This window comes from Paucibacter sp. XJ19-41, from assembly GCF_028462495.1.
In the GTDB taxonomy this organism is placed as follows: Bacteria; Pseudomonadota; Gammaproteobacteria; order Burkholderiales; family Burkholderiaceae_C; genus Roseateles_E.
Genome location: NZ_JAQOWX010000006.1, coordinates 57,762 through 80,205 on the forward strand (window position 1 = coordinate 57,762; position 22,444 = coordinate 80,205).

The following is a 22,444-nucleotide window of genomic DNA, read 5'->3' on the forward strand; positions in this document are numbered from 1 at the left end:
ATCGCAACCGCAGCACCGAATCCCCATGTCGATGTACGAAAGCCTGCCCTTCCAACCCGCCGCCGACAGCGAGATCGAGCGCCTGGTCGCCGCCCATCCGCTGGCCACCCTGGTCAGCAGCGACGCGGGCCGCATGCTCGCGACGCCCCTGCCGCTGATACTGCAGCGCGATGCGGACGGCAGCCGCGTCTTCATCGGCCATCTCGCCCGTCGCAACCCGCAGCACGAGATGCTCAAGCGCAATCCGAAAGCGCTGGCGACCTTCACCGGCGCGCAGGGCTATATCGCCAGCAGCTGGTTGCGCAGCCGCCGCTACGCGCCGACCTGGAACTACGAGTTCGTGCAGTTCGAGCTCGATGTGGCCCTCATCGACACGCCCGAGGAGACGCTGTTCGCGCTCGACACGCTGATCGCGCATGTCGAGGCGCCCTACCCGAACCCCTGGCGCAGCGCCGAGATGGGCCCGCGGCGCGAACAGCTGGCGCAATACATCGTGCCCTTTCGTGCGCGCGTGATCGAGGCTCGCGCGCAGTTCAAGCTCGGCCAGGGGGATCCGGCAGAAGCGCTCGAGGACACGCACGCGGCGCTGGCACGCTACGGGCAGTTCGAGCTGGCCGAGGCGATGCGCAGGCATGAGCGGCTTCTTGCCGCGCAAGGCTGACCAGAAAAAAGGCCGGCAATGCCGGCCTTTCTGACGAGGCGGATGAACTCAGCGCCGCGCCGGCGGCACGTCCGTGCAGGAGCCATGCGCCACTTCCGCAGCCAGGCCTATGCTTTCGCCCAGCGTGGGATGCGGATGGATGGTCTTGCCGATGTCCACCGCGTCGGCGCCCATCTCGATGGCCAGCGCGATCTCGCCGATCATGTCGCCGGCATGGGTGCCGACGATGCCGCCGCCGATGATGCGGTGCGACTCTTCATCAAACAGCAGCTTGGTGAAGCCCTCGTCGCGGCCGTTGGCGATGGCCCGACCGGAGGCCGACCAGGGCAGCAGGCCCTTCTTGATCTTGATGCCCTTGGCCTTGGCCTCCTCCTCGGTGATGCCCACCCAGGCCACCTCGGGGTCGGTATAGGCCACGCTGGGAATCACGCGGGCGTCGAACTGCGCCTTGGCCAGATTGGCGTCGCCCAACAGTTCGCCGGCAATCACTTCGGCCGCCACATGGCCCTCATGCACGGCCTTGTGCGCCAGCATGGGCTGGCCGACCAGGTCGCCGATCGCGAACACATTGGCGACATTGGTGCGCATCTGCACATCCACCGGAATGAAGCCGCGCTCGCTGACGATGACACCGGCCTTGTCGGCGCCGATCTTTTTGCCATTCGGCGTGCGGCCCACGGCCTGCAGCACCAGGTCGTAGACCTGGGGCTCCTTGGGTGCGCCCTCGCCTTCGAAGGTGACCTTGATGCCTTCGGGCGTTGCCTCGGCTGCCACCGTCTTGGTGTTCAGCATGATGTTGTCGAAGCGCGGCGCATTCATCTTCTGCCAGACCTTGACCAGGTCGCGATCGGCGCCGGTCATCAGCGTGGGCAGCATCTCCACCACATCCAGGCGCGCGCCCAGCGTGCTGTAGACCGTGCCCATCTCCAGGCCGATGATGCCGCCGCCGACGATCAGCATGCGCTTCGGCTTGGTCGTCAGCTCCAGCGCGCCGGTCGAGTCGATCACGCGTGGATCCTGCGGCATGAAGGGCAGGCGCACGGCCTGCGAACCGGCCGCCAGGATGATGCGCTTGAACTTCAGCGTCTGGGTCTTGCCGGTCTTCTCCTGGCCCTCGCCCGCCGTCTCTTCGACGCTCAGGTGGTTCGCATCCAGCAGCGAGCCATAGCCACGCACCACCGTGACCTTGCGCATCTTGGCCATCATGGCCAGACCGCCGGTCAGCTTGCCGATGACCTTCTGCTTGTGCTTGAGCAGCTTGGGCAGCTCGACCGTGGGCTCGCTGAAGGTCACGCCCAGATCGGCGAAGTGTTTCACCTCGTCCATCACCGCCGCGACGTGCAGCAGGGCCTTGGACGGAATGCAGCCGACATTCAGGCAGACGCCGCCCAGTGTCGTGTAGCGCTCGACCAGGGCCACCTTCAGACCCAGGTCGGCGGCGCGGAAAGCGGCCGAATAGCCACCAGGGCCGCCGCCCAGCACGACCAGGTCGTACTCGCCGTCGGCACTGCCCGCAAAGCTGGCAGCCGTCGGCGCAACGGCGGGTGGCGCTGCCGGTGCGGCAGCAGGTGACGGCGCGGGCGCTGGTGCAGCGGCCGCATCCGATTCCAGCATCAGCACCAGGCTGCCCTGATTCACCACATCGCCGACCTTGAGCTTCAGCTCCTTGACGACGCCGGCGTGCGTCGACGGGATCTCCATCGAGGCCTTGTCGCTCTCCACCGTAATCAGGCTTTGCTCGACCTTGATGGTGTCGCCGGCCTTGACCAGCAGTTCGATCACCGCGACGTCCTTGAAGTCGCCGATGTCCGGGACTTTCACTTCAATCAATGCCATGTTCTTCGCTCCCCGATCAGAGTGCAATGCGGCGGAAGTCCGCCAGCAAGGACGCGAAATAGACATTGAAGCGGGCCGCAGCCGCGCCGTCGATCACGCGGTGGTCCCAGCTCAGGCTCAGCGGCAGGATCAGGCGCGGCTGGAAGGCCTTGCCGTCCCAGACCGGCTCGATGCTGCTCTTGCAGACGCCCATGATGGCGACCTCGGGCGCGTTAATGATGGGCGTGAAGTACTTGCCACCGATGCCGCCCAGCGACGAGATCGAGAAGCAGCCACCGCTCATATCGGCCGGACCCAGCTTGCCGTCGCGCGCCTTCTTGGCCAACTCGCCCATTTCCTGGCTGATCTGGAAGATGCCCTTCTTGTCGGCGTCCTTGATGACGGGCACGACCAGGCCGTTGGGCGTGTCGGCCGCGAAGCCGATGTGGAAGTAGTTCTTCAGCACCAGGGTGCCGTCGACGTCCAGCGAGCTGTTGAACTCGGGGAATTTCTTCAGCGCCGCGACGGCCGCCTTGATCATGAAGGCCAGCATCGTGACCTTGATGCCCGATTTCTCGTTTTCCTTATTGGTCGCGACGCGGAAGGCTTCCAGCTCGGTGATGTCCGCATCGTCGTGATTCGTCACATGCGGGATCACAACCCAGTTGCGGTGCAGATTGGCGCCGCTGATCTTCTTGATGCGCGACAGCTCCTTGCGCTCGATGGGGCCGAACTTCTCGAAGTCGACCTTGGGCCAGGGCAGCAGGCCCGGCAGAGCGCCACCGGCGGCAGCAGCCGGAGCGACGGCCTTCTGCGCGGCGGTCTGAACGCTGCCGGCCATCACGGCCTTGACGAAACCCTGCACATCGGATTCAGTGATGCGGCCCTTGGCGCCCGAGCCCTTGACCTCGGCCAGCGGCACACCCAGCTCGCGCGCCAGCTTGCGGATGCTGGGCGAGGCATGCGGCAGCTTGCCGCTCGGGGAACTCGGCTCATGGGCGGGCAAGGCAGCAGCCGGCGCAGCAGCGGCAACAGCCGGTGCCGCCGCAGGTGCGGCAGCCGGTGCAGGTGCCGCAGCCGGTGTCGCAAGGGCCGGTGTCGGGGCAGTGCCCTTCACCTCCAGCAGCGCCAGCAGCGTGCCCTTGGCGACCTTGTCACCGACCTTGACCTTCAGGTCCTTGATCACGCCGGCGTGCGAGGACGGGATCTCCATCGAGGCCTTGTCGCTCTCGACCGTGATCAGGCTTTGCTCGACCTTGACGGTGTCGCCGGCCTTGACCATCACCTCGATCACCGCGACCTCATCGAAATCGCCGATGTCAGGCACGACCACCTCGACCATGCCGCTGGCGGCAGGCGCGGCAGCGGGTGCCGGAGCGGCAGCGACGGGCGCGGGAGCCGGCGCTGCAGTGGCTGCAGGTGCTGGCGCAGCAGCGGCCGCGCCCTCGGCTTCCAGCAGCAGCACAACGCTGCCCTCATTGACCGTGTCACCGATCTTGACCCTGATCTCCTTGACGACGCCGGCGCCCGAGCTGGGGATCTCCATCGAGGCCTTGTCGCTCTCGACGGTGATCAGGCTCTGCTCGGCCTTGACCGTGTCGCCCACCTTGACCAGCAGCTCGATGACCGCCACGTCCTTGACGTCCCCGATGTCCGGGACCTTGACTTCTACCAATGCCATGTGTTGTCTCCGCGAGGCCGCTGAATCAAGCGTACAGGGGGTTGATCTTGTCGGCCTTGATGCCGTACTTCGCAATCGCCTCGGCCACCTTGGCCAGCGGCAGCTTGCCTTCGTCGGCCAGCGACTTCAGCGCCGCCACGACGATGTAGTGGCGGTTGATCTCGAAATGCTCGCGCAGCTTGTAGCGGAAATCCGAGCGGCCGAAACCGTCGGTGCCCAGCACCTTGTAGCTGCGACCGGCCGGGATGAAGGCGCGGATCTGCTCGGCGTAGTTCTTCATGTAGTCGGTCGACGCGATCACCGGGCCGCTGGTCTTGGCCAGCTGCTGGGCGACGAAGGACACGCGCGGTGCCTCGGTCGGGTGCAGCAGGTTCCAGCGCTCGGCGTCCTGGCCGTCGCGGGTCAGCTCGTTGAAGCTCGGGCAGCTCCAGACATGGGCGCTGACGCCCCAGTCGGCTTCCAGCAGCTTCTTGGCGGCCTGGCTCTCGCGCAGGATGGTGCCGGAACCCAGCAGGTTGACGACCGGCTTGCTCGTGTCGCCGGCCTGGTCCAGCAGATACATGCCCTTCAGGATCTGCTCCTCGGTGCCGGCCTGCAGGCCCGGCATCGGGTAGTTCTCGTTGAGCAGCGTGATGTAGAAGTAGACGTTCTCCTGCTTCTCGACCATGCGCTTGAGGCCGCTGTGCAGGATCACCGCCACTTCGTGGGCGAAGCTCGGGTCGTAGCTGATGCAGTTCGGGATCGTGCCGGCCAGGATATGGCTGTGACCGTCCTCATGCTGCAGGCCTTCGCCGTTCAGCGTGGTGCGGCCCGAGGTACCGCCGAGCAGGAAGCCGCGCGCCTGCATATCGCCGGCGGCCCAGGCCAGGTCGCCGATGCGCTGGAAGCCGAACATCGAGTAGTAGACATAGAACGGGATCATCACGCGGTTGTTCGTCGAGTACGACGTTGCCGCAGCGATCCAGCTGGCCATGCCACCGGCCTCGTTGATGCCTTCTTGCAGGATCTGGCCGGCCTTGTCCTCGCGGTAGTACATCACCTGGTCCTTGTCGACCGGGGTGTAGAGCTGGCCCTTGGGGTTGTAGATGCCGATCTGGCGGAACAGGCCTTCCATGCCGAAGGTGCGCGCCTCGTCGACCAGGATGGGCACGGTGCGCGGGCCCAGCGCCGGGTCGCGCAGCAGCTGGGTCAGGAAACGCACATAGGCCTGTGTGGTCGAGATCTCGCGGCCCTCGGCCGTCGGCTCCAGCACCGCCTTGAAGGTGTCCAGCGGCGGCACGGTGAAGCTCTCCTCGGCCTTGACGCGGCGCTGCGGCAGATAACCACCCAGGGCCTGGCGACGCTCGTGCAGATAGCGCATCTCCGGCGTGTCCTCGGCCGGCTTGTAGTAAGGCAGCTTGGGCAGCTCGCTGTCGGGGATGGGGATGTTGAAGCGGTCGCGGATGTACTTGATGTCCTCGTCCGACAGCTTCTTGGTCTGGTGCACGGTGTTCTTGCCCTCACCGGCCTTGCCCATGCCATAGCCCTTGACGGTCTTGACCAGCAGCACGGTGGGTTGGCCCGTGGTGTTGTGGTGGGCGGCATGGAAAGCCGCATAGACCTTCTCGGGCTGGTGGCCACCGCGGCGCAGCTCGAACACTTCCTCGTCGCTCATGTGCTCGACCAGCTTCGCCGTCTCCGGATACTTGCCGAAGAAGTTCTTGCGCACGAAAGCGCCGTCATTGGCCTTCATGGCCTGGTAGTCGCCGTCCAGCGTCTCCATCATCAGCTGCTTGAGCTTGCCGCTCTTGTCGCGCGCCAGCAGGGCGTCCCAGCCATTGCCCCACAGCAGCTTGATCACGTTCCAGCCGCTGCCGCGGAATTCGCTCTCCAGCTCCTGCACGATCTTGCCGTTGCCGCGCACCGGGCCGTCCAGGCGCTGCAGATTGCAGTTGACGACAAAGACCAGGTTGTCGAGGTTCTCGCGGGCGGCCAGGCCGATCGCGCCCAGCGATTCGGGCTCGTCCATCTCGCCGTCGCCGCAGAACACCCAGACCTTGCGGTTGGCGGTATCGGCAATGCCGCGGGCATGCAGATACTTCAGGAAACGCGCTTGGTAGATCGCCATCAGCGGGCCCAGGCCCATCGAGACGGTCGGGAACTGCCAGAACTCGGGCATCAGCTTGGGATGCGGATAGCTGGACAGGCCCTTGCCGTCCACCTCCTGGCGGAAGCTGTCGAGCTGGGCCTCGGTCAGACGGCCCTCCAGATAGGCGCGGGCGTAGATGCCGGGCGCGCTATGGCCCTGGATATAAAGCAGGTCGCCGCCGTGGCCCTCGCTCTCGGCGTGCCAGAAATGGTTGAAACCGGCGCCGAACATACTGGCCACCGAGGCAAAGGAGCCGATATGGCCGCCCAGATCGCCGCCGTCTTCCGGGTTCAGGCGATTGGCCCGCACCACCATGGCCATCGCGTTCCAGCGCATGAAGGCACGCAGGCGCTTCTCGATCGCGATATTGCCCTGGCAATGGGCCTGCTGCTCCACCGGGATGGTGTTGACATAGGCGGTGTTGGCCGAGAACGGCACATCGATGCCGGCCTGACGGGCATGGCCGATCAGGGTCTCAAGCAGGAAATGCGCGCGCTCACCGCCCTCTTCACCAATCACGGCGGACAGCGCGTCCAACCACTCCTTGGTTTCCTGGGCATCGGTGTCGTTGGCGGCGGCGCCAAGAAAAGATTGCGGCTGCGCAGACATGCTTGTCTCCTTTTATTGAGGGCTGACTCTAAAAGCGTTTCGCGCGGAGTGTCGCACAAGTTCGCAACACTCCCAAATTGCGCGAGTGCATTCCGCATAATGAAACAACAGGGAATGCGCCGAGGCTGAGGCCTGGCTGGCGCCGGGATAATCGGGCCATGCTTTCCCGCCTCGCTATCAAGGGCGCGCTGCGCCGCGCCACCCTCCCGCTGCAGCGCCTGGTCGCCACCTGGTGGCGGCGCCAGTCGCCGTCGCGCCAGGACCGCTTCGCCACGCTGGGCCCGCTGATCTCGGTGATGCTCTTCCTCGCGGCCATCATCCTGGCCTTCTGGTATCTGCGTAACGAGGAGATCGAGCGCGAGGCCGAGGCCGTCAAGCGCGACACCGAGATCGCCCAGCAGCAGATCCGCCTGCGCCTGATCGAAAACCAGGAACAGCTGGTGCGCATCGCCCGGGAGATCGTCACCCGCGCGGTCGACGCCCACGAGTTCACCGCCCAGGCCTCGGCCTTTGCCCGCGACCGGCCCGAGATCACCCATGTCACCTGGCTGAACAACCAGCGCAAGCGCCGCGCCAGCGTCAGCGCCGCCGGCTTCCAGGCCGAGAGCCTGATGGGCGACGATGGCCGCGACCCGTCGATGCCGATGGCCGAGCAGTCCAGCGCACCCGAGCTGGCCTTCCAGGCCGCCAAGGACCGGCGCCAGCCGACCTATTCGCTGGCCTTCAACGACTTCAACAACCTGACCGTGTTCCAGGTCCAGGTGCCCTTGATCGACCGCAGCGGCTTTTCGGGTGTGCTGATCGCCGAATACTCGGTCGAGGCGCTGCTGCGCTACTCGGTGCCGTCCGAGGTGGCGGCGCGCCATCCGGTGGCGGTGCTGGACGGCCGCGAGCAGATCGTCAGCAGCACCGTGACGCCGATGCCGGGCCAGCGCCTGCAGCGCGCGTCCATCATGCATGACGTGCCGCTGGCCCCGGCGCTGAACGGCCTGATCCTGCGCGGCCAGGGCTACCGCACCTCGATCGGCCTGATCTCCAACACCTTGTTCTGGATGGTGGTGGCGCTGTCGGTGCTGACCGTGTGGATGCTCTTGGGCACCTGGAAGCATATGCGCCGGCGCCTGCAGATCCAGACCGCGCTGTCCAGCGAGACCAACTTCCGCCGTGCGATGGAGAACTCGATGCTGACCGGCATGCGGGCCATGGACATGGAGTCGCGCATCTCCTATGTGAACCCGGCCTTCTGCGCGATGACCGGCTTCTCCGAGGCCGAGCTGATCGGCCGCAAACCGCCCTTCCCCTACTGGCCCACCGATCGCTACGAGGAGAACTCGCGGCTGCTGCAACAGGAGGTCCAGGGCCGCAGCCCATCGGGCGGTGCCGAGGTCAAGGTGATGCGCAAGGACGGCACCATCTTCGACGCGCGCATGTACGTCTCGCCGCTGATCGACCCCAAGGGCAAGCAAAGCGGCTGGATGACCTCGATGACCAATATCACCGAGGCCAAGCGCGTGCGCGACCAGCTCAGCGCCTCGCACGAGCGCTTCACCACGGTGCTGGAAGGCCTGGACGCGGCGGTCTCGGTGCTGTCGGTGCAGCAGGGCGAGCTGCTGTTCGCCAACCGCAGCTACCGGCTCTGGTTCGGCGCCGACCCCAAGGGCCATGCGGTGCTGGCCGGCAGCCAGCTGGGCCGCAGCGAGGCCGAACCGGAAACCGACGAAGAGGTCGACGACTACGGCGGCCTGCCGGCCCAGCAGCTGACCGAGGTCGGCTCCGACCCGCGCGAGGTCTATATCGACACCTTGGAGATGTGGTTCGATGTGCGCGCCCGCTATCTGCAGTGGACCGACGGCCGCCTGGCCCAGATGCTGATCGCCACCGACATCACCGCGCGCCGCCACGCCGAGATGCTGTCGGCCCAGCAGGCCGAGAAGGCGCAGGTGACCAGCCGGCTGATGACCATGGGCGAGATGGCCTCCAGCGTCGCCCATGAGCTGAACCAGCCGCTGACCGCGATCACCAACTACTGCAACGGCATGGTCTCGCGGGTGCGCAACGACGCGATCCAGAAGGACGATCTGCTGGCCGCGCTGGAGAAGACCGCCAAGCAGGCCCAGCGCGCCGGCCAGATCATTCACCGCATCCGCAACTTCGTGAAGCGCAGCGAGCCGCAGCGGCAGGCCTCCAGTGCGCCCGAGATCATCGAGGACGCGGTCGAGCTGGCCGGCATCGAGCTGCGTCGCCGCAATGTTGCGATCCACACCTATGTGGCCCAGCGCCTGCCGCCGCTGATGGTGGACCCGATCCTGATCGAGCAGGTGGTGCTGAATCTGCTGAAGAACGCCGCCGAGGCGATCGACAACGCCGGCCTGCCGGTGTCGCGCCGCCACATCGAACTGAGAGTGATCCCTAAACACACGCCCGAGCTCGGCGGCCATATCGAGTTCAGCGTCACCGACATGGGCCCGGGCCTGCCAGAGGAGGTGATCGAGCGCATGTACGAGGCCTTCTTCTCGACCAAGGCGGACGGCCTGGGCATAGGCCTAGGGTTATGCCGGTCCATCGTCGAGTCCCACCAGGGCCGGATCAGGGCCGAGAACTTATACAATGGCGCGGCTATTGTGGGGTGCCGGTTCGCCTTCACCATCCCGGTAGACATCCCGCGCCCCGAGCCCTCGGGCACTGCTACGAACACTGCTGCGACACCATGAGTCTGATTCCGAAGAAGGGTAACGTCTACGTTGTTGACGATGACGAGGCCGTGCGGGATTCCCTGCAATGGCTACTGGAAGGCAAGGACTACCGCGTCAAGTGCTTTGACTCCGCCGAGAGTTTCCTGAGCCGCTACGACCCGCGCGAAGTGGCCTGTCTGATCGCCGACATCCGCATGGAAGGCATGAGCGGCCTGGAGCTGCAGGACCGCCTGCTGGAGCGCCGCAGCCCGCTGCCGGTGGTCTTCATCACCGGCCACGGCGATGTGCCGATGGCGGTGCAGACCATGAAGAAGGGCGCGATGGATTTCATCGAAAAGCCCTTCAAGGAAGACGAGCTGCTGGCCCTGGTCGAGCGCATGCTGGACCAGGCCCGCAACGCCTTCTCGACGCACCAGGAAGCCGCCAGCCGCGACGCCCTGCTGTCGCGCCTGACGACACGCGAAGCCCAGGTGCTGGAGCGCATCGTCGCCGGCCGCCTGAACAAGCAGATCGCCGACGACCTGGGCATCAGCATCAAGACGGTGGAGGCGCACCGCGCCAACATCATGGAGAAGCTCAACGCCAACACGGTGGCCGATCTGCTGAAGATTGCGCTCGGCGCGCCGGCGAAAGCCTGAGACTGAACTGGTTTGACGAGGCCGCTGTTACAGCGGCCTTTTGCGTTTTGGAGATTGAAAAATGACCGCACAACTGATCGACGGCAACGCCCTGTCCAAGCAAATCCGCGCCGAGGTGGCGCAACGCGCGGCCGCGCTGACGGCTCAAGGACTGAAGCCCGGCCTGGCGGTGATCCTGGTCGGCGAAGACCCGGCCAGCGCCGTCTATGTGCGCAACAAGGTCAAGGCCTGCGAGGAATACGGCCTGCACTCGGTGCTCGAAAAGTATGAAGCAACGCTGAGCGAAGCCGAGTTGCTGGCCCGCGTCGAAGCGCTCAACCAGGACCCCAGCATCCACGGCATCCTGGTGCAGATGCCGCTGCCCAAGCACATCGATCCGCACAAGGTCATCGAGGCGATCTCCTCTGCCAAGGACGTGGACGGCTACTCGGTGCTGTCGGCCGGCGAAACCCTCACCGGCCTGCCGGGCTTCCGTCCCTGCACGCCCTATGGCTGCATGAAGCTGATCGAGAGCACCGGCGTCTCGCTAAAGGGCAAGCATGCGGTCGTGATCGGCCGCAGCAACACCGTCGGCAAGCCGATGGCCCTGCTGCTGCTGCAGGCCAATGCCACCGTCACCGTCTGCCACAGCGGCACGCCGGACATCGGCGCCTTCACCCGCCAGGCCGATGTGGTCGTCGCTGCGGTCGGCAAGCGCAATGTGCTGACCGCCGACATGGTCAAGCCCGGCGCCATCGTGATCGATGTGGGCATGAACCGCAACGATGAAGGCAAGCTCTGCGGCGATGTCGATTTCGCCGCCGTCAAGGACGTGGCCGGCTGGATCACCCCGGTGCCCGGTGGGGTCGGGCCTATGACCATCACGATGCTGCTGGTCAACACGCTAGAGTCAGCCGAACGTGTCGCCGCTGCTACCCAAAAGGCCTGATGCCATGACGAATCCGCTGCTCTCCACCGCCCCGCTGCCGGCCTTCGCCAGCATCAAACCCGAACACATCCAGCCGGCCATTGCCGAACTGCTGGCCCAGGCCCAGGCCGCGCTGAACACTGCCACGGCCGAGGCCACTGCGGCCGACTACGACACGCTGGCCCGCATCCTCAGCGTCGCCACCGAACGCCTGGGCCATGCCTGGGGCGCCGTCGGCCACCTCAACGCCGTGGCCAACACGCCCGAGCTGCGCGAGGCCTATAACGCGATGCTGCCGGCCGTCACCGAGTTCTACACCGGCCTGGGTGCCGATGAAAAGCTCTATGCCAAGTACAAGGCCATCAATGCCACTGCGACTAGCCTGAACCCGGCCCGAAAGCAGGCGCTGAAGCACTGGATCCGCGACTTCGTGCTGTCCGGTGCCGAACTGCAGGGCGCCGCCAAAGAGCGCTTCGCCGCGATCCAGGAGCGCAGTGCCGAGCTGGCCCAGAAGTTCTCCGAGCATGTGATGGACGCGACCGACGGCTTTGCCTACTACGCCAGCGCCGAGGAGCTGGCCGGCGTGCCGCCGGATGTGGTCACGGCCGCCCGCGACGCGGCCGCCGCCGAGGGCAAGGACGGCCACAAGCTGACCCTGCATTTCCCGGTCTATATGCCGGTGATGCAGTACGGCACCGACCGCGCGCTGCGCGAGAAGCTCTACCGTGCCTACGTGACGCGCGCCAGCGAGTTCGGCCCGCCCGAGCTGGACAATAGCGCGCTGATGCAGGAGCTCTTGATGCTGCGCCAGGAAGAGGCACAGCTGCTGGGCTTCCAGAACTTCGCCGAGGCCTCGCTGGTGGCCAAGATGGCCAGCTCGCCGGCCCAGGTGCTGGACTTCCTGCGCGACCTGGCGGGCCGTGCCCGCCCCTTCGCCGAGAAGGACCTGGCCGAGCTGCGTGCCTTCGCCGCGCAAGACCTGGCCCTGGCCGAGATGCAGGCCTGGGACACGGCCTTCGTCTCCGAGCGCCTGAAGGAGGCCCGCTATGCCTTCAGCGACCAGGAGGTCAAGCAATACTTCACCTTGCCGCGCGTGCTGCAGGGCCTGTTCGACATCATCGAGCGCCTGTTCAATGTGAAGATCGTCGAGCAGGCCGCCGAGGTCTGGCACGACACCGTCAAGTTCTATCGCCTGGACAGACAGGGTGAACTGGTCGGCCAGTTCTATCTGGACCTCTACGCCCGCCCCGGCAAACGCCCCGGCGCCTGGATGGACGAGGTGCGCAGCCGCTGGGCGCGGCCCGAGGGCGTGCAGCAGACGCCGGTGGCGCAGATGGTTTGCAACTTCGCCTCGCCAGTGGGCGACAAACCGGCCCTGCTGACGCACGACGATGTCACGACCCTGTTCCACGAGTTCGGTCACGGCCTGCACCATCTGCTGACCCAGGTGAACGAGCTGGGCGTCTCCGGCATCTCCGGCGTCGAGTGGGATGCGGTGGAGCTGCCCAGCCAGTTCATGGAGAACTTCTGCTGGGAATGGGAGGTGCTGCAGCAGCTGACCCAGCATGTCGACACCGGCGCGCCGCTGCCGCGCGCGCTGTTCGACAAGATGACGGCCGCGAAGAACTTCCAGAGCGGGCTGCAGACCCTGCGCCAGATCGAGTTCTCGCTATTCGATATGCGCATGCATGCCGAGGTGGGCAGCGAAGCCGGCATCCAGAGCCTGCTCGACGAGGTGCGTGCCGAGGTGGCCGTGCTGCCGCCGCCGCCCTTCAACCGCTTCCAGCACAGCTTCTCGCACATCTTCGCGGGTGGCTATTCGGCCGGCTACTACAGCTACAAATGGGCCGAACTGCTGAGCGCCGACGCCTGGAGCGCCTTCGAGGAAGAAGGCGTGTTCAACCCGGCCACCGGCGCGCGCTTTCTGCAGAGCATCCTGGAAGCCGGCGGCGCCCGCGACGCGATGGACAGCTTCAAGGCCTTCCGCGGCCGCGAGCCCAAGATCGACGCACTGCTGCGCCACCAGGGCATGAGCTGAGGCAAGCGGGCCGGCCCGCCCTATGTCGAGGGTGGACGGGTGGGTCGCCCGGACAGAACTCAGGTCGTCAGGTCCAGCGCCATGCCGGGCTTGAGCCGCAGCAGCTTGACCATGCCGGCGCGCAGGCGCAGCGCCGAGCTGGCCCGGCTGCAGCTGACGAAACGCCAGGGCGGCACCCGCTTGGCGACGCGGGCGATGGTGCCGTCGGCCTCCAGGAACACCACATCGACCGCATGCCACAGGCCCAGGGTGTGGACCACATTGCAAGGTGCCAGCCAGAGGCCGCAGGCGTCGCCGAGGCGGCGGTCACGCCAGGGGGCCAGCGAGCTGAGCCAGCGGTGCCGGACCTTGCGCACGCTGTAGGCGGTCAGCCGGCCGTTGAGCTTGAGCGGCAGATTGGGGGCAGAGAGTCGCACAAGCCCGGCCGGGCGCGACAGCTCCGGCGGCCCGGCGAGTTCTTCGGGCTGTCCGGTGGGTTCGGGCACGGTATCGCCGGCATCGTCCGGCGGCGCCTCACGGTCCACCAGGCGCCAGCCCTCGGACGGCAGCGCCGCGCCAGATTGGGAGGCAGATTCGCTCATGGAGAAAAGGTGGCGTGCAAAAGGCCGCCACCTTAGCGGAGGCGGCGCAAAAGAGCACCAGCTCTAGTCGCAAGAGTTGTAGCAAATTGCTCGGTCTCCCGCTCACGCCGTCTTCACGGCTCGCTTTCTATGCTGGTGCATATGAAAAAACACACAAGGATAGCCATGGGACTGCTTGGAGGCGTCGCGCTGATTGCCGCGCTGTGGTGGAGCCTCTTCGGGCTCAAGCCTTACGAGATCAGCGCGGCCGAGCTCCAGGCCCGCTATGCCTACAGCCCGCAGCAAGACCTGGCCCTGCAGCTGGCGCCGATCAAGGATCTGGCCCAGGATTTCAGCTTCACCAGCTTTGACGGCAGTATCGTCAACGGCCGCATCCGCTACCCCAGCGACCCGGCCACGGCCGGCGCCCCCTTCCCGCTGCTGATCGCGATGCATGGCATGGGGCGCAGCCATTGGCGCTGGTGGCAGGCCGAGTACAAGGGCGGCACGACCCTGGAGCACACCCACCAGCTCACCGAGCTGGCCCTGCAGCGCGGCCATGCGGTGAGTGCCATCGACGCACGCCGCAATGGCGCGCGCAAGGACCCCAAGGTCGATATCGAACAGCTGATGGACGATCTGCACCTCTGGGGCCAGCGCGAGCCCTATGAAGCCATGCTGGTGGACACGGTGCGCGATCACCGCCTGCTGCTGGACTGGGTCACCCGGCTGCCGCAGATCGACGCGCGCCGCATCAAGGCCACCGGCTACAGCATGGGCGGGCAGAACGCCCTGCTGCTGGCCGGTGTGGATGAGCGGGTTGGCGATGTCGCCGCCATCGCTCCCATCCTGCTGGACGACAAGCTGGCCGCCGTGGCGGTCAAGAATCTGCTGCCGGGCCTGGCCGACAACAGGATCTGGCTGCTCAGCGCCGACAAGGATGAGTACACCGACCGCAGCGCCTACCTGAGCTTCTTCGCGGCCCTGGGCGGCCCGGGCAACAAGCATCTGCGCTTTGCCGGCGGCCACATCCTGCCGCCGGACTATGTGGAGCAGCTGCGCGACTGGTTTTAAAAACGGCGCGCAGCCGCTGTGCCCAGGCTCAGTACGAGACCTTGAACTGCACACCGTAGCTGCGCGGTTCGTTCAGGATGCCGGTCAGGTTGTTGAAGTCGATCGCCGCGACCAGTTGCTGGCGGTCGGTCAGGTTGCGCACATAGGCGGACGCCTCGTACTTGCCATTGCCCCAGGCATAGCCGGCGCGCAGACCGCCTTCCAGCATGGCCTTGGCCTTGTACTCCTTGGCCTCGTACAGGAACATGTTGTACTTGTCCTTGTAGGCCCAGTCGGTCAGCACGTACAGATCGCCACCCGCCAGCTCGGTGCTGTACTTCAGGGTCCAGTTGGCCACCCAGCGCGGCGCGCGCGGCAGGTCGTTGCCGCCGATCAGCACGGTGCCGGCCACCGGGCCGGCCGGGTCAAGTACCGTGCAGCTGTTGCCGCAGGGCGAGACGAACAGGCTGCCGTCCTTGATCTCAGTGTCGTTGAAGCTCAGGCCCAGCGTCGTGCGCCAGTTGCGGTTCAGGATGGCCTGCATATCGAGCTCGAAGCCGCGGCCGACCGCCTTATCGGCATTGATCAGACGGTTCTGATTGACGCTGCCGCTGCCGGCGGTCAGCTGCAGGTCCTTGACGCGATAGCTGAACACCGTGCCGCTGATGCGGGCCGCGTTGTTCAGGATGTCAGCCTTGAAGCCCGCCTCGAAGGACAAGGCCTTCTCGGAGTCGGCCACCGAGATCGAGTCGCCGAACAGCACGCGGCCCTGGATGCTGGGCGCGCGGTAGCCGGTGGCGACGCGGGTGAACAGCGAGGTGCTCTTGTCCAGGCTGTAGTTGGCGCTGAAGTCCCAGCTCCAGTTGCTGGACTTGGGATTGGTTGTCAGCAGTGCGGTGTTGGCACCGCCGAAAGGCGTCAGCGTGCGCTGGGCGTCGAAATCCTTCTTGTCATTGGTGTAGCGCAGGCCGCCGCGCAGCTTCAAGTCGGGGCTGACGGCGTAATTCAGCGAACCGAACGCGGCCCAGGACTTGGACTCCTGGTGCTGCACCGCATAGCCGTTCTGCGGGTTGCCGACGGCCAAGGAATCGAAGTTGAAGCTGTCGACCTGCTGCTTCTCGTTGAAGTAGTACAGGCCGCCGATCCATTGCAGCGGGTCGGCCGTGTTCGACTCGACGCGCAGCTCCTGCGTCATCTGGCGCAGATAGGGCAGGCCATCGGCGGTCTCGGCCTGGAAGGGGATCACGGCGGGTTGGCCAGGATAGTTGGGACCGCCGACGAGGCCACCATCCACATCGGCGCGGCTGTAGAACTTGGCGCGGTCGTAGGCGGTGATCGAATGCAGGCGGATGCTGCCCAGGTCCCAGCGCAGCCGGGCGCTGAGGCCGTGAGACTGCAGGGTCTGAACGTTCAGGCCGTTGCTGGGGTAGTTCTTGAAGTCGAAGCCGTCGACCAGATCATTGCTGCCGCGCTTGATGATGTTGGCACGGAAGGTCGTGGCATTGCCCTTGTAGTCGCGGCCCTGCAGCTTGAACAGGCCGTGGAAGCCGCCGTTGCTGTAGGCCGCCTGCACGCGCGCGGCCTTGTCGTTATAGCCCTCCAGATTCTTCTCGCCGGTGGGCTGCGGGTTGTGGATGCGGTCATCGGCGGTCTGCACGATGCCGGCGGCACGCAGCGACCAGTCGCTGCCCATGGGCACATTGACCATGCCCTCGAAGTTGACCGCACCGAAACGGCCGAAGCCCAGGCTGGCATAGCCGTCCATGCGCTTGCCCGGCTTGGCCGAGTCGAACTTCAGCACGCCGGCCGGCGAGTTGCGGCCAAATAGCGTGCCCTGCGGGCCGCGCAAGACCTCGACCTGCTCCATATCGAAGACCGGGAAGCCCTTGAGCATCGGGCTTTCCTGCACCACCTCGTCATAGACCAGGCCGACCGGCTGCGAGGCGTTCAGGTCGAAGTCGGTATTGCCCAGGCCGCGAACGTAAAAGCGCGGGAAGGAGCGGCCGAAGTCCGACTCGATGTTCAGGCTGGGCACCCGGCCCGACAGCGCGCGCACGTCCTGCCCGCTGGCGTTGTAGGCCTCCAGCTCCTCGCCCTTCATCGCCGAGATCGACATCGGCACATCCTTCAGGTTCTCGACCCGGCGGCTGCCGGTGACGATCACCGCCTCCAGCTGGGTGGCGTCCTTCTTGGACTCGACCGCGGGTGCGCTGCTTTGCGCTTGTGCCACGGGGAATGCAGAGGCCAGCGCGAGCGCGATCAGGCTCGGGCTGAGGGTACGGTGGTGTGTCATCGCTGAATCCGGTTGAGGGCGGTCGCATCGATATGCCGACCTGCCCCATCCGCCGCCTTGGCTGGTCACGAGGCAGGCCGACACGGCCTAAAATGACCGCAAACGTTTGCTGTTGCGGTGCACACAATCTAGCCAGCGCGCCCGGTGCCGTACATCGGGATAGTCGCTATACGCACGAAAATCGCGCGGCAGCCACACCCAGGAAAACCAGCATAGGCACGGCCGCCCGCCGGGTATGCGGCTCAGGAATCGGCGCCGCGAGCCCGCCCTATGCGCACGGCCGCCGCCTGCGCGGCCAGCAGCAGCGCCGCCATCAGCCACAGCGGCGCGGCGGCGGTGGTCGCGGCCGCGAGCAGGCCGAAGCCGACCGGCATCGCGATCGTCGCGCCATTCGTGGCCAGCATGCGCAGACCCAGGGCCTGGCCATGGCGGTCCGCCGGCGTCACCTGGTGCAGCATCGCCAGCACCATCGGCTGGACCGAGCCCAGCGCCATGCCCAGCAGGGCCGAGCCCAGCATCAGCCCCGGCGTGCCCGGCAGCCAGGCATAGCCCATCAGCATCACGGTGGCCAGGGCCATCGCAGCGCGCAACGCCTTCAGCTCGTCCAGATGCTGAGCCCAACGCACGATGGCCAGGCGCACGACTGTCGCGGCCACCGCAAAACTGCCCAGCACCAGGCCAATGCTGGAGGCCGACAGCCCGCGCGCATGACCCACCACCGGCACGACAAAGCTGTGCGCGTCCCAGGCGGCGGACAGCACGATGTTGAGCAGCAGCAGATTGCGCAGCGCTGGCTCGCGCAGCAGATCCCAGGCGGGCCGGGCGGCCGCACCTGCCTGGGCCGCGGTCTGGCGCGGCGCATGGCGCGGCACCCGCAGCGCAAAGCCCCAGGCCAGCAGCGGCAGCAGCACCGCCAGCGCGAAGGCGGCACGGAAGCTGACATGGTCGATCAGCAAGCCGGCCGCCACCGGCGCCAAAGCATTCGACAGCGCCGGCCCCAGCGCCACCCAACTGAACACCCGCTTCAGCTCGGCGGGGTTGTCGGCCATCAGCCCGGCCTCGCGTTGCATCGCCACCGCCGCAACGCTGATCGCGCCGCCGCTGAGCAGGCAGCTGATCGTGATGGCCCAGAGCGACTGCGAGCGCAGTGCCACCAGCGCTCCGACCAGCGCCATCAGCACGCCGATGCCGACCGGCCGGTGAAAGCCGTGTCGATCGGCCAGCCGGCCGGCCCACAGCGACAGGAACAGCGGCGCCAGCGCGAACAGGCTCAGCAGCACACCGACGGTCCACTCGCCATAGCCCTGATCCAGCACCCACAGGCTGGCCGCCACCCGCGTGACGGCCATGCAGGCATGGACCGCGATCAGCGTCGCGATCAGCCAGGGAAAGGCCAGGCGCAGATCGGCCGGTTCGGCAGCACTCGTCAAGAAGCGTCGCCCTCGTCGCCCTCGTCGGCGCTATCGGGTAGGCCCAGCTTCAGCAATTTCTGCGTCGCCTCGTCGGGCAGCGCCTCGACGCTCTTGAGCTTGCGCGTCATCGCGCGGGTGCGGGTCTCGGCCGCGTCGATGGTGTTGCTGGCTTCCTCCAGCTTCTTCTTGGTCTTGGCCAAGACATCGCCGAACTTGCCGAACTCCGTCTTGACCGCGCCCAGCACCTCCCAGACCTCGGCCGAGCGCTTCTCCAGCGCCAGGGTCCGGAAGCCCATCTGCAAGCTGGTCAGCGTGGCCAGCAAGGTGGTCGGGCCGACCAGCATCACCTTGTGCTCGGTCTGCAGGGCCTGCATCAGGCCGGGCCGGCGCAGCGCCTCGGCATACAGGCCCTCGGTCGGCACGAACAGCATGCCGAAGTCGGTGGTGTGGGGCGGCGCGATGTACTTCTCGCGGATGGTCTTGGCCTCCAGCCGCAGCCGGCTCTCGATGGCCTTGCCGGCCGCCTCGACGCCGGCCGCATCGGCACGCTCCTGCGCCTCCAGCAGGCGCTCATAGTCCTCGCGCGGGAACTTCGCATCGATAGGCAGCCACAGAGGCTTGCCGTCATCGCGCTGGCCCGGCAACGCAATCGCGAACTCGACCCGCTCGGCGCTGCCCGGAATCGTCACCACGTTCGACGCGTACTGCTCGGCCGTGAACACCTGCTCCAGCAGGCCGGCCAGCTGCACCTCGCCGAAGATGCCGCGCGTCTTCACATTGGTCAGCACGCGGTTCAGCGAGCCGACATCGCGGGCCAGGTTCTGCATCTCGCCCAGGCCCTTGTGCACCTGCTCCAGCCGCTCGGCCACCTGCTTGAAGCTCTCGCCCAGGCGCTGCTCCAAGGTGGCATGCAGCTTCTCGTCGACGGTGGCGCGCATCTGCTCGAGCTTCTTCTCGTTGTCCTGCTGGATCGCGGTCAGCCTTTGCTCGACGGTCTGGCGCACCTCGGCCAGGCGCAGCTCATTGGCCTGCGAGAGCGCCTTCAGCTGCTCGCTCATGGTGTCCGACAGCCGCTGCATCGCCTGGGTCTGCGCCTGCGCGCCGCGCAGCGCGGCCGCGTCCTGCGCCTCGCGGGCCGCCAGCGCCTGGGCCGACAGCGATTGCTGCAGGCCGCCCAGCTGCACACGGAAGCTGTCGATCTGCTCGTTCTGCGTGCGCGCCACATCGCCGCCCTGGGTCAACAGGGTCTGCTGAAACTGCGCCAGGGTCGCCAGCAGCTCCTGGCGGGTACCGCCGGCACTGCGGGTCAACTCGTCGCGCAGCGAACGCTCCAGCCGTTCGGAGCTCTGCTGCACCACCGGCGCCAGCAAGGCCGCCAGCTCAGCGCCCTGCTCCTGCCGACGCCGCTGCTGCGCCCACGCCAGCCACAGCAACAAGACAAGCACCAGGGCCAGCAGGCCCAGCAACAAGACATCGATCAAGCTCATCGCCGGATTGTCTCAGGCGCGCAGCACGGTGTCGGCAGCGGTGGGCGGCTTGCGAATGGGGGAGTGAGTCGCAACGTGGGCGCCGGTGAATCCAGATCGCGCATTGAACTGGTGCCCCGGCCGTTGCAATCAATGATGGAGGCTAGCCTTCACTCGCAAGAAGGCTTGCGCCTAAACTGGCGTTCGACCCAACTCCAGACTCCTGACTCAACACATGAGTTCGACGCTTCTTACCGTCGCCATATTGCTGTTGGCCGTAGCGATCCCCTTGGCTATCTTCATCATGGCCACCGAGCGAACATGGAACTTTCACAAGATTTGGGAGCTGGCATTGAAAGGTCAAATCCTGTCTCGCATCTACATGGGGGTGATCTTGGCGGCCTTTGCATGCGCGGTCGCAGCGCAAGTTCTCGCCCTTCGGGAGTAGCCGGGAGCGAAGCTCAAGCAGGCCTCGTAATCCAAGCAACTCCTGGCCACAAGCCCTCGCGTCAATACCGTCGCACCGAAGCTCCCTTGTCAAGACCTGGCCCCTGATTCATTTTCCTGAGCAGACTCACGCCATATGCCAAGCACCACCCCAACGCTCCACTTCTTCTGCGGCAAAGCCGGGGCCGGCAAGACCACCGTCGCAGCGAAGCTCGCGCAGGAGCTTGATGCGATCCTGTTGTCCGAGGACATCTGGCTGATGCGTCTGTTTGGCGATCAGATGCAGACCTTCGATGACTACATCCGATTCTCGAAGAAGCTCAAGAGCGTGATCGGCCCGCTGACCGTGGATTTGCTGCGCGCCGGAAACTCCGTGGTGCTGGATTTCCAGGCCAATACCAAGCTCGGCCGCGGTTGGTTTCGTTCCCTGTTCGAACAGGCCGGCGCCGCCCATCTGCTGCATGAGCTGAGGACCTCGGACGAGACCTGCCTGGCCCGCATCGCCCAGCGCAATATCGAGCGGCCGGAAGGCTCCCATCAGCTCAGCGAGGAGGACTTCCGCCACGTCTCGTCCTTCTTCCAGGCGCCGGAAGCGGCCGAGGGCTTCAACATCAGGATCCACCACGCCTCATGAGCGAGGCGCCGGGACGAGATCCTCATGCAGGCACAGGTAATTGCCTTCCGTGTCCTTGAACCAGGCCGCCTTCTCGGCGCCCAGCACGCAGACATGGTTGACGGTCTTGAAGTCCGGGAAGTCGTAGTCCTCGAACACGACGCCCGTGCGCTTCAAGGCCTCGATGCTCGCGGCGATGTCCGCGACCTGGAAGCTGATCGCGGTGTGCTCGGCCTTGGTACCGTCCGGTTTCGGGAACAGCGCCAGCGTGCTGCCGCCGACCCGGTAGACGAACTTGCCGTCCGGCCTGAGCCCGCCCGGCACCAGCCCCAGACGCGTCTCGTAGAACTCACGGGCCCGGGCCATATCGATGACCGGGAGCATCGTCGTCACCGCAGCATTTGCCAGCATATGCAGTCCTTTCGCCGAGCTCTCAGAGGCTGGCGGCGCGGCGGCCGAGCCACCCAGGCGCGCCGGACCAGCAGCCAAGCATAGGACGGAAAACGGCTGGTTCAAAGAACGCCCGCCCGACCCACCGGATGACCCGAAGCTCGGTTCACGTCGGCCCGACCATCCACCCTGGCCGCGTCCCTCCATGCTTCTCGTCGCCACCGCCCTGCTGCTGCTCACCGGCCTCGCCCACTCCTATCTCGGCGAACGCTATCTGCTGATGCGACTGTTCAAGCGCCAGGAGCTGCTGCCCAAGCTGCTGGGCGGCACCGCGTTCACGGTCGGCACGCTGCGCTTCGCCTGGCATCTCACGACGGTGGCCTGGTGGGGCCTGGCCTGGCTGGTCTTCGCCGCCAACCAGGGCGAGATCGGCCGCGACCAGGTCCTGACCGTGGTCGGCATCACCGCCCTGCTGTCCGCCGCCTTCCCGCTGTACTTCACCCGCGGCCGGCACCTGTCCTGGCCGGTCTTCATACTCGTCGGTGTGCTGGTGTTGATGGCCCGGGACGCGCCCTGAAGTCTCCCCATCACAGCCCACCCAGCGACCGAACAACGCAACTCACCGATCCGATGACCACACCTCTTGTTGAGTACCGCCACGAGCACCCTCTCGATCCCGTCGATGTCGCGCGTGTTTTCGATCGCTCGGGCATCAAGCGCCCGACCCAGGATCTGCCGCGTATCGCGCGCATGTTTGGCGCGCCGAGCCTGGTGCTGTCGGCCTGGGTCGAGGGTCAGCTGGTCGGCCTGGCTCGCTCGCTGACCGACCAGGCCTACTGCTGCTATCTGTCCGATCTCGCCGTCGACAAGGACTACCAAGGCCTGGGCATCGGCCGCGCGCTGGTCGAGCGTACCCAAGCGCTGATTGGCGACGAGGTGTCGCTGATCCTGCTTGCCGCGCCCAATGCCATGTCCTATTACCCGGCGCTGGGCTTCCAGCTCGCCGACAATGCTTTCGTCGTCCGGCGCAAGCGCTGAGG

18 protein-coding genes are annotated in these 22,444 nt (G+C 66.3%); 10 read left to right on the forward strand and 8 right to left on the reverse strand.

The features are described from left to right. Positions 1-25: 25 nt before the first annotated feature. On the forward strand, positions 26-661 hold the full coding sequence (locus PO768_RS02960) for an FMN-binding negative transcriptional regulator (RefSeq protein ID WP_272644820.1): 636 nt from the start codon (positions 26-28) through the stop codon (positions 659-661). 48 nt (positions 662-709) lie between these two features. Here the strand turns inward: PO768_RS02960 and lpdA are convergent, their stop codons facing one another. Genes lpdA through aceE form a run of 3 tightly spaced genes read right to left on the reverse strand, consistent with a single transcriptional unit; the run spans position 710 to position 6,894 of the window. Continuing rightward, entirely contained in the window at positions 710-2,497 is a 1,788-nt protein-coding gene (lpdA, locus tag PO768_RS02965; protein WP_272644821.1) for a dihydrolipoyl dehydrogenase, read from the reverse strand. Positions 2,498-2,513: 16 nt separating this feature from the next. Next, entirely contained in the window at positions 2,514-4,157 is a 1,644-nt protein-coding gene (gene aceF / locus PO768_RS02970) for a dihydrolipoyllysine-residue acetyltransferase (protein WP_272644822.1), read from the reverse strand. Between the two features lie 25 nt (positions 4,158-4,182). Continuing rightward, entirely contained in the window at positions 4,183-6,894 is a 2,712-nt protein-coding gene (gene aceE, locus PO768_RS02975; RefSeq protein WP_137944540.1) for a pyruvate dehydrogenase (acetyl-transferring), homodimeric type, read from the reverse strand. A 158-nt stretch (positions 6,895-7,052) separates the two neighbouring features. Here aceE and PO768_RS02980 point away from each other — a divergent pair, with 158 nt between their 5' ends. The 4 genes from PO768_RS02980 (at position 7,053) to PO768_RS02995 (ending at position 13,170) form a co-directional block, all read left to right on the forward strand. Further along, entirely contained in the window at positions 7,053-9,605 is a 2,553-nt protein-coding gene (locus PO768_RS02980) for a PAS domain-containing sensor histidine kinase (RefSeq protein ID WP_137944539.1), read from the forward strand. Then, positions 9,602-10,225 (forward strand): response regulator transcription factor, encoded by a 624-nt coding sequence (locus PO768_RS02985; RefSeq protein ID WP_137944538.1) that lies wholly within the window; start codon positions 9,602-9,604, stop codon positions 10,223-10,225. Before PO768_RS02980 ends, PO768_RS02985 begins: the two co-directional genes overlap by 4 nt. A gap of 61 nt (positions 10,226-10,286) precedes the next feature. Further along, entirely contained in the window at positions 10,287-11,153 is an 867-nt protein-coding gene (folD, locus tag PO768_RS02990) for a bifunctional methylenetetrahydrofolate dehydrogenase/methenyltetrahydrofolate cyclohydrolase FolD (protein WP_137944537.1), read from the forward strand. 4 nt (positions 11,154-11,157) lie between these two features. Then, positions 11,158-13,170 (forward strand): M3 family metallopeptidase, encoded by a 2,013-nt coding sequence (locus PO768_RS02995; RefSeq protein WP_272644823.1) that lies wholly within the window; start codon positions 11,158-11,160, stop codon positions 13,168-13,170. A gap of 59 nt (positions 13,171-13,229) precedes the next feature. On the opposite strand, the gene PO768_RS03000 is transcribed toward PO768_RS02995, so the two are convergent. After that, complete coding sequence (locus tag PO768_RS03000) at positions 13,230-13,751, reverse strand: DUF192 domain-containing protein (protein WP_272644824.1); 522 nt, start codon at positions 13,749-13,751, stop codon at positions 13,230-13,232. Positions 13,752-13,916: 165 nt separating this feature from the next. Here PO768_RS03000 and PO768_RS03005 point away from each other — a divergent pair, with 165 nt between their 5' ends. Continuing rightward, on the forward strand, positions 13,917-14,804 hold the full coding sequence (locus tag PO768_RS03005; RefSeq protein ID WP_272644825.1) for a dienelactone hydrolase family protein: 888 nt from the start codon (positions 13,917-13,919) through the stop codon (positions 14,802-14,804). Between the two features lie 28 nt (positions 14,805-14,832). Here PO768_RS03005 and PO768_RS03010 read toward each other — a convergent pair whose 3' ends face one another. The 3 genes from PO768_RS03010 to PO768_RS03020 all read right to left on the reverse strand — a co-directional run bounded on the left by PO768_RS03010 (position 14,833) and on the right by PO768_RS03020 (position 19,975). Further along, complete coding sequence (locus PO768_RS03010) at positions 14,833-17,076, reverse strand: TonB-dependent receptor (protein WP_272644826.1); 2,244 nt, start codon at positions 17,074-17,076, stop codon at positions 14,833-14,835. A gap of 242 nt (positions 17,077-17,318) precedes the next feature. Then, positions 17,319-18,506 (reverse strand): MFS transporter, encoded by a 1,188-nt coding sequence (locus PO768_RS03015; protein WP_272644827.1) that lies wholly within the window; start codon positions 18,504-18,506, stop codon positions 17,319-17,321. Then, a complete protein-coding gene (locus PO768_RS03020) occupies positions 18,503-19,975 on the reverse strand; it encodes a DNA recombination protein RmuC (protein ID WP_272644828.1) in 1,473 nt (490 codons plus the stop codon). Before PO768_RS03020 ends, PO768_RS03015 begins: the two co-directional genes overlap by 4 nt. Positions 19,976-20,189: 214 nt before the next feature. Here PO768_RS03020 and PO768_RS03025 point away from each other — a divergent pair, with 214 nt between their 5' ends. After that, positions 20,190-20,402 (forward strand): hypothetical protein, encoded by a 213-nt coding sequence (locus PO768_RS03025; RefSeq protein WP_137944530.1) that lies wholly within the window; start codon positions 20,190-20,192, stop codon positions 20,400-20,402. Between the two features lie 135 nt (positions 20,403-20,537). Next, positions 20,538-21,035: an AAA family ATPase gene (locus PO768_RS03030; RefSeq protein WP_272644829.1), complete on the forward strand. Its 498-nt coding sequence runs from the start codon at positions 20,538-20,540 to the stop codon at positions 21,033-21,035. Here the strand turns inward: PO768_RS03030 and PO768_RS03035 are convergent. Continuing rightward, a complete protein-coding gene (locus tag PO768_RS03035) occupies positions 21,030-21,425 on the reverse strand; it encodes a VOC family protein (protein ID WP_272644830.1) in 396 nt (131 codons plus the stop codon). The two genes, PO768_RS03030 and PO768_RS03035, sit on opposite strands and share 6 nt — an antisense overlap. A gap of 184 nt (positions 21,426-21,609) precedes the next feature. Here PO768_RS03035 and PO768_RS03040 point away from each other — a divergent pair, with 184 nt between their 5' ends. Together PO768_RS03040 and PO768_RS03045 are read left to right on the forward strand one after the other, a co-directional pair. Next, the gene (locus PO768_RS03040; RefSeq protein WP_272644831.1) at positions 21,610-21,981 is read left to right on the forward strand and encodes a hypothetical protein; all 372 of its coding nucleotides are present in this window, start codon (positions 21,610-21,612) and stop codon (positions 21,979-21,981) included. Positions 21,982-22,034: 53 nt separating this feature from the next. After that, a complete protein-coding gene (locus PO768_RS03045; protein WP_272644832.1) occupies positions 22,035-22,442 on the forward strand; it encodes a GNAT family N-acetyltransferase in 408 nt (135 codons plus the stop codon). Positions 22,443-22,444 lie beyond the last annotated feature (2 nt).